Annotated in this window: 1 protein-coding gene; it reads left to right on the plus strand. The window is 56.9% G+C overall.

Features of this window, described 5'->3' with window-relative positions; translation table 11 throughout:
* The first annotated feature begins 53 nt into the window (after positions 1–53).
* Positions 54–1,301, plus strand: coding sequence for an IS256 family transposase (locus NJF35_RS24550; protein ID WP_253091617.1), 1,248 nt, complete (start codon positions 54–56; stop codon positions 1,299–1,301).
* Positions 1,302–1,363: the final 62 nt, after the last annotated feature.

Below are 1,363 nucleotides of genomic sequence, written 5' to 3' on the forward strand. Positions count from 1 at the left end.
GGAGGGTGTCAGAAATTTTGTGTTCGGGCATAACATGAGTAAGAGGTGCATGTATGCCAACCAAAAAGAAACCCTTGCGTGACCTGCCCAAAATCCCCAAAGAGCTGCTGGAGCAGTTCGGTGAGGGCCTGATGACCGCAGAAGCTATCGAGGATGCCTCTGCGGCGTTTAAGAAGGCCCTGATCGAACGCGCGCTGCATGCCGAGCTTGGCCACCACTTGGGCTATCGACCGGGCGCGCAGCGCCCAGAGGATGAAAGCAACCAGCGTAACGGCAAGAGTGGCAAGACGGTTTTAACGGGGGATGGCCCGCTGCGGCTGGAAATTCCTCGCGATCGAGACGGCAGTTTTGCGCCCATTCTGATCCCCAAGCACGAGCGGCGGTACACCGGTTTCGATGACAAGATCATCGCCATGTACGCCCGTGGAATGACGGTCAGAGAGATCCGAGCCTTTTTGTCCGAGCAGTATGGAACAGAGGTTTCACCCGACTTCATCAGCTCTGTGACAGACGAGGTCATGGAAGAGATTGGCGCGTGGCAACAGCGGCCACTGGAGCCGATGTACCCGGTCATTTTCTTCGATGCGCTGCGGGTGAAGATCCGCGAAGAGGGCCTGGTGCGCAACAAGGCCATTTACCTGGCCCTGGGCGTTCTCCCCGATGGGACGCGGGATATCCTGGGCATCTGGATCGAGAACACCGAGGGTGCGAAGTTTTGGATGAAGGTCTTTAACGATCTCAAGACGCGTGGTGTCGAAGATGTGCTAATTGCCGTGACCGATGGCCTCAAAGGCATGTCAGAGGCCCTCAGCGCTGTGTTTCCAGAGACGACGTTGCAAACGTGCATCGTGCACCTGATCCGCAACAGCCTCGACTTCGCGGCCTGGGACAAGCGGCGGGCTCTGGCCAAGGAGCTGAAGCCGATTTACCAAGCCATCAATGCTGAAGCGGCTGAGCAAGCACTCGATGAGTTTGAGAACGGGCCGTGGGGCGAGAAATATCCAACGGTGGTGGCTGCCTGGAGACGCGCCTGGGATCGAGTGATTCCATTTTTCGTCTTCCCACCGGCCATCAGAAAGGTGATTTACACCACCAACGCCATCGAGAGCATCAACGCCCAGCTACGCAAGGTCATCAAGACTCGCGGGCATTTCCCAAATGATGACGCAGCGACCAAACTGATTTGGCTGGGATTGCGCAACATAACAGCCAATTGGGGAAAACCGGCCCATGATTGGAAAAGCGCGATGAATCAATTTGCGATTCTGTACGGAGACCGGTTCATCAGGCCGACCTGGTGAGAATCAGGGCCTGCCTGACGGCAGGCCGTTACCGGCCCGCACACAAAAAATCTGACAGTCCC

Source organism: Pseudomonas guariconensis, assembly GCF_024127895.1.
Lineage (GTDB): Bacteria > Pseudomonadota > Gammaproteobacteria > Pseudomonadales > Pseudomonadaceae > Aquipseudomonas > Aquipseudomonas guariconensis_B.